Here is a 6,077-nt window from a genome sequence, read left to right as displayed (position 1 = left end):
GGCGCGGCGCGGGCGCTGTCCTTTGAGGTACCGGTCGGCGCGCCGTAAATCATGCCGTCCCGGATGCGAGCCCCGGAACGGCCCCCAACGCCCACGACCCGGTCCGGGCCGACCCCGTACACCTGAGCCCGTCCGGCGATTGAGGACGGACACCCCGGCCGCGGTCACGGCACTGGCCAACCCCGCACACCAAGCCCGTCCGGCGTTTGAGGACGGACACACCGGCCAACCAACACGGCACCGGCCAACCACGACAACCCCACCCGAACCGCCCGCCGGAGGCTAAACGCGGCGGGCGCGCCACACCAGGTACAGCGCCGTGGCGATCGCGGCGGACCGGAGCGCCCACGGCCAGGTCGTCGCGAGGGCCTCGGCCATCGCGTCGCCCCCCGGAGGGATCGGCTCGCCCCAGCGCCCGTTGACGCGGCCCCACAGCCAGACCGCCGCGGCCGCGGCGACCGCGCCCGGGAGGCCGAGGACCGCCCATTTCGCTTCCGCGCGGGAGAGCGTGCGCGAGGCGTACGCGAGGAGCCAGCCGAAGGCGAGCGCGAGCCAGGAGCCGATGACCGTGCCGATGACGAGGAGCGCGGCGGCGGCCAGGAGGAGCGGGTTGCCGAGCGAAGGACGCACCGTGTCGGCGCCGCGACGGCGCACCCGTGGGAGCCACCGGCGCCGCGCAGGGACGGTCTCCGGGTCGCCCACGGGAACGGGATCGGCCGCGCCCTCGAGCTCCGTCCCGTCCGGCTCTTCCTCCGCGTCCTTCCCGGGCGGCGGCCGCAGTATCTCGGCGACCTCCACCCCGCCCACGAAGCCGCCGATGCCGCTGTCGCCGCCGGGACCGACCCGCCACCAGTCGGGTTCACCGCCGGACGGGCCGAGCTCGTGCATCCCCGCGAGATGCGGTGGTGACGCGGCGGACGGCGGTGCGAGGTCCGGTTTCGCCGTTCTGCGGGGGCGCGGAATGAACCGGCGGCCGGAGCGGGCCCGCTGCTCCGGGACGGCGGGCCGAGACACGGCGGGCCGCGGCGCGGCGGACACGGGATCCGTACCCGTCGCCCCCTGGATGCCCGCGCCGTCCGCCGCCGCGGTCACCACCTCGTCCGGCGTCCCCAGCCGTCCCAGGATGCGCCGCACCGCGGCCGGGCTGTCGGTGTCGTACTTCGCGCGTTGCCGGTCGATCTCGTTCCGCAACGACGACACGAGCTGCATCCTGGTCCCCGAGGGCAGCTGGCGCTGCTGGGCCAGGTCGCCGACCCGGCTCAGGTAGTCGAAGACAAGCTGGTCGCTCTCGATCCCCACGATCGCCCCTCCACAGCGCGCCCTGCACGGCGGACGCCCTGACCCGACGTTAGCGCGCGGGCAGAGGCTAACGTGGGGCGGATGGGGACCGGTGAGCTCGATCGGGAGGCGCACGTGCCCGCAAGTACGGCGGGCGGGGCCGGCACGGCAGGTTCGGCACCGCGCACATTGGCCGAAGCGCTGCGCGCCCGCGGCGACGAAGGACTGGCCGCACTCCTGCGTGCCCGTCCTGACCTGCTCAACCCGGTCCCCAACGACCTCACCCAGCTCGCCACCCGGGCCGGGACCCGCGCATCCGTCGTGCGCGCGCTGGAGCGGCTCGACCGGTTCGCGCTGCAGACCGCCCAGGCCATGGCGGTGGCCCCCGAGCCGACGTCGTACGGCACCGTCCTCGGCCTGCTCGCCGGGGACGGGGGCGACCCGGCGGTCGCCGCCGCCCTGCCGCGTGCGCTCGGTGTCCTGCGCGAACAGGCGCTGGTCTGGGGCGACGACGACCGCCTCAGACTGGTGCGTACCGCTCGTGAGCTGCTCGCCCCGGCCCCTTCGCACCCGTCGCCGACGGGACTCGGCCCGGCCGTGGCCGAGGCCACGGCGGGAATGTCGCCCGGACGGCTGCAGGAGATCCTGGCCGCGGCGGGGCTTCCGTCGACCCATGACCCGGTGTCCGCGGTCGCCGCCCTGACCGGTTTGTTCACGGACCGCGCGCGGATGTCGGCGCTGCTGGACACGGCTCCGCCGGAGGCGCTCGCGGTGCTGGACCGGCTGGTGTGGGGGCCGCCGTACGGCGAGGTGACGGCCGATCCCGCGCCGCCGGTGCGCTGGTTGCGGGACCACGGACTGCTGCTGCCCGCTTCGCCGCGCACGGTGGTGCTGCCACGGGAGGCGGCGCTGCACCTGCGGGCGGGTCGCGCGCACCGGGAGACGGAGCCGCTGGCTCCGGAACTCGTCGTCGCGGCAGAACACCGTCCACAGGTTGTGGACAGTACGGCGGCGGGCCAGGCCTACACCGCACTCGCGACGGTCGAGGAGCTCCTGAAGGAGTGGCAGACCGCCGGGCCCGCGGTGCTGCGCGCAGGCGGCTTGAGCGTGCGCGATCTCAAACGGACGGCGGCGGCGCTGGACGTGACGGAGCCGATCGCCACGTTCTGGATCGAACTCGCGTACGCGGCAGGGCTGCTGGCCTCGGACGGTGAGGCGGACGAACGTTTCGCGCCGACGCCGGCGTACGACGACTGGCTCGACCTCCCGGCGGCCGAGCGCTGGACGGCGCTCGTGACGGCGTGGCTCGCGGCGACCCGTACCGCCGGCCTGGTCGGCGGCCAGGACGGCAAGGGACGCACCCTCGCGGCGCTCGGGCCCGATCTCGACCGCGGCCCCGCGCCGGAGGTCCGCCGACGCGTCCTTACCCTGCTGGCCGACCTGCCGGTGGGCGCCTCGCCGACCGCGGACTCGATGCTGGCCCGCCTCCGGTGGGAGCACCCGGCCCGACCGGCCCAGTCTCCTTCCCCCGGAGCCGCCAGAGCCTCCGCCGCCGCTCCCCGCCCGGAGATTTCCGACCTCCGCTCCCGCATCGCCACCTGGACCCTGACCGAGGCCGAACTGCTCGGTCTCACGGGCCGCGGCGCCCTCTCGGCGGCGGCCCGCACCCTGCTCCCGGCCCCCGGCCCGGCCCTGGCTCCCGCCGAGCTCGCGGCACGGGCCACGCTCGCCGCGAAGGCCATCGCCCCGCTGCTCCCCGCACCCCTCGACCACGTACTGCTCCAGGCCGACCTCACCGCTGTGGCGCCCGGCCCCCTCGAACGGCCGCTCGCCGATGCGCTCGGAGTGCTCGCGGACGTGGAGTCGAAGGGGGGCGCGACGGTCTACCGGTTCACACCCGCGTCCGTGCGGCGCGCGCTCGACCACGGTCAGGCCGCCGCGGACCTGCACGCGTTCCTGGCCAGGCACAGCCGTACACCGGTACCGCAGCCTCTCAGCTATCTGATCGACGACGTGGCCCGCAGGCACGGCCACCTCCGTATCGGCGCCGCCTCCGCGTACGTACGCTGCGACGACGACGCCCTGCTGGACGAGATCCTCGCCGACCGCCGCTCGCAGGCGCTGCGGTTGCGCCGTCTCGCGCCCACCGTGCTGGCGGCCCAGGCGGACCCGGCGGCACTGCTCGAGGGGCTGCGCGCGATGGGGTACGCGCCCGCCGCCGAGTCGGCGCACGGCGATGTACTGATCACCCGCGCCGACGCCCGCCGCACCTCTCACCGCACCCCGCCCGCGCCGGTGCCAGAGGGGCCGCCCGTGCCGGACGACACACTGCTCGGCGCGGCGGTGAAAGCGATCCGCGCCGGGGACATGGCCGCGACCGCCGTGCGCAAGCCCGCCCCGCACGAGGGAGCCCCCGTGGGCGCGCGGACGACCGTGGACGGGGGACTGCCCCGCACCACGCCCGCCGAGACCCTCGCGACCGTCCAGGCCGCCGCGCTCACCGGTTCCGCCGTGTGGATCGGGTACGTCAACGCCGACGGCGCCGCCAGCCAGCGCGTCATCGCGCCGGTACGCGTCGAGGGCGGCTTCGTCACGGCGTACGACCACACCGCCGACGAGGTCCGTACGTACCCGCTGCACCGCATCACCGGCGTCGCCGAACTCGCAGACGAACCCTCCTAGGGTCTTTCGTCGGGTCTTTCGTTCGGATCAGGCCGGATCGGTGCGTGGGGTCCGGCGGCGTGCACGCACCTACCGGCGGTGGCCGGGGGACGTCGGCGACCGACGACAACGCAGCGAGGTGCGGTGCCAGGGCACGCGAGCCCGGCAAGTTCCGAACGAGAGGCCCAAGGCCACCGGGGCCGTCGCGACCGCCGTGGCCGAGGCCACACGGCCACGGCGTCCGATAGGGCAAACTGGAGGTTTGGCCGTACGGATCGCACGGGGCCACGAGGAAAGGGCACACGCGTGAACGGACCGCTCATCGTCCAGAGCGACAAGACTCTCCTGCTCGAGGTCGACCACGAGCAGGCCGACGCGTGCCGCCGCGCCATCGCGCCGTTCGCGGAGCTCGAGCGCGCCCCCGAGCACATCCACACCTACCGCATCACCCCCCTCGGGCTGTGGAACGCGCGGGCCGCCGGTCACGACGCCGAGCAGGTCGTGGACGCGCTGGTGGAGTTCTCCCGCTACCCCGTCCCGCACGCGCTGCTCGTCGACGTCGCCGAGACGATGGCCAGGTACGGGCGCCTCACCCTGTCCAAGCACCCGGCCCACGGGCTGGTGCTGACCACCACCGACCGGCCCGTTCTGGAGGAGATCCTCCGCTCGAAGAAGATCCAGCCGCTGGTCGGCGCCCGGCTGGACGCGGACACGGTCGCCGTCCACCCGTCCGAGCGCGGCCAGATCAAACAGAGCCTGCTGAAACTGGGCTGGCCCGCAGAGGACCACGCGGGTTACGTGGACGGCGAGGCCCACCGCATCGACCTGGACGAGACGAACTGGGCGCTGCGCCCGTACCAGAAGCAGGCCGTCGAGGGCTTCTGGCACGGTGGCTCGGGCGTGGTCGTGCTGCCCTGCGGCGCCGGCAAGACCCTCGTCGGCGCGGGCGCCATGGCCCAGGCGAAGGCGACGACCCTGATCCTCGTCACGAACACGGTCTCGGCCCGCCAGTGGAAGCACGAGCTGATCAGGCGCACCTCGCTCACCGAGGAGGAGATCGGTGAGTACAGCGGCGCGAAGAAGGAGATCCGCCCGGTCACCATCGCCACGTACCAGGTCCTGACGACGAAGCGGAAGGGGATCTACCCCCACCTGGAGCTGTTCGACTCCCGCGACTGGGGCCTGATCGTGTACGACGAGGTGCATCTGCTGCCCGCACCGGTCTTCAAGTTCACGGCGGACCTGCAGGCCCGCCGCCGCCTCGGCCTGACGGCGACGCTCGTGCGCGAGGACGGCCGCGAGTCGGACGTCTTCTCCCTCATCGGCCCCAAGCGCTTCGACGCGCCCTGGAAGGAGATCGAGGCCCAGGGCTACATCGCGCCCGCCGACTGCGTCGAGGTCCGGGTCAATCTGACGGAGTCCGAGCGGCTCGCCTACGCGACGGCGGAGACCGAGGAGAAGTACCGCTACTGCGCCACGACCGCGACCAAGCAACGGGTGACGGAAGAGCTGGTCCGCAAGCACACGGGCCAGCAGACCCTGGTCATCGGCCAGTACATCGACCAGCTCGACGAGCTGGGCGAGCACCTGGACGCCCCGGTCATCAAGGGCGAGACGCCCAACGCGCAGCGGGAGAAGCTCTTCGACGCGTTCCGCAACGGCGAGATCAGCGTGCTCGTCGTGTCGAAGGTCGCGAACTTCTCGATCGACCTGCCAGAGGCGACCGTCGCCATCCAGGTCTCCGGCACCTTCGGCTCCCGCCAGGAGGAGGCCCAGCGCCTCGGCCGAGTGCTGCGCCCCAAGGCGGACGGTCACAAGGCGCACTTCTACTCGGTGGTGGCCCGCGACACGATCGACCAGGACTTCGCCGCACACCGCCAGCGCTTCCTGGCCGAGCAGGGTTACGCGTACCGGATCATGGACGCGGACGAGCTGCTGGCTGAGGACTGAGCCTGCGGACGGGCGCACCGCGCACTCGCGGCCACCTGGCTCATCGACCGGTCCGTCGACGCGTCGGGGCAGGGGTACGGGGCGAAGCATCAGAACTCCCCCGCACTTGCACCGGTGCCACCGGTGCCACCGGTCCATATCGGCGCGAGGGCACGGCAGTTGACACCCCGAGAAGATGCGGGAAACGA

General features: G+C 73.7%; 3 protein-coding genes. 2 read left to right on the top strand and 1 reads right to left on the bottom strand.

The window, feature by feature from the left end:
- Nucleotides 1-282: 282 nt before the first annotated feature.
- Nucleotides 283-1,299 carry a hypothetical protein gene (locus ACFU5O_RS33295; RefSeq protein WP_384246095.1) on the bottom strand — a complete coding sequence of 339 codons (1,017 nt, stop codon included), beginning with the start codon at nucleotides 1,297-1,299 and terminating at the stop codon, nucleotides 283-285.
- 81 nt (nucleotides 1,300-1,380) lie between these two features.
- Between ACFU5O_RS33295 and ACFU5O_RS33290 the strand changes: the two genes are divergently transcribed.
- The gene (locus ACFU5O_RS33290) at nucleotides 1,381-3,960 is read left to right on the top strand and encodes a helicase-associated domain-containing protein (RefSeq protein WP_384246093.1); all 2,580 of its coding nucleotides are present in this window, start codon (nucleotides 1,381-1,383) and stop codon (nucleotides 3,958-3,960) included.
- Between the two features lie 285 nt (nucleotides 3,961-4,245).
- Nucleotides 4,246-5,889 (top strand): DNA repair helicase XPB, encoded by a 1,644-nt coding sequence (locus ACFU5O_RS33285; protein WP_384246092.1) that lies wholly within the window; start codon nucleotides 4,246-4,248, stop codon nucleotides 5,887-5,889.
- The last annotated feature ends 188 nt before the right edge of the window (nucleotides 5,890-6,077 follow it).

Source organism: Streptomyces sp. NPDC057445 (assembly GCF_042802855.1).
Lineage (GTDB): Bacteria > Actinomycetota > Actinomycetes > Streptomycetales > Streptomycetaceae > Streptomyces.
Note: the sequence above shows the minus strand (reverse complement) of the source record. Positions and strands in the feature narration are given on the sequence as shown.

Bases quoted from the DNA above. Each gene is read 5' to 3' on its own strand.
- ACFU5O_RS33290 (WP_384246093.1), top strand. From the start codon at position 1,381: ATGGGGACCGGTGAGCTCGATCGGGAGGCGCACGTGCCCGCAAGTACG.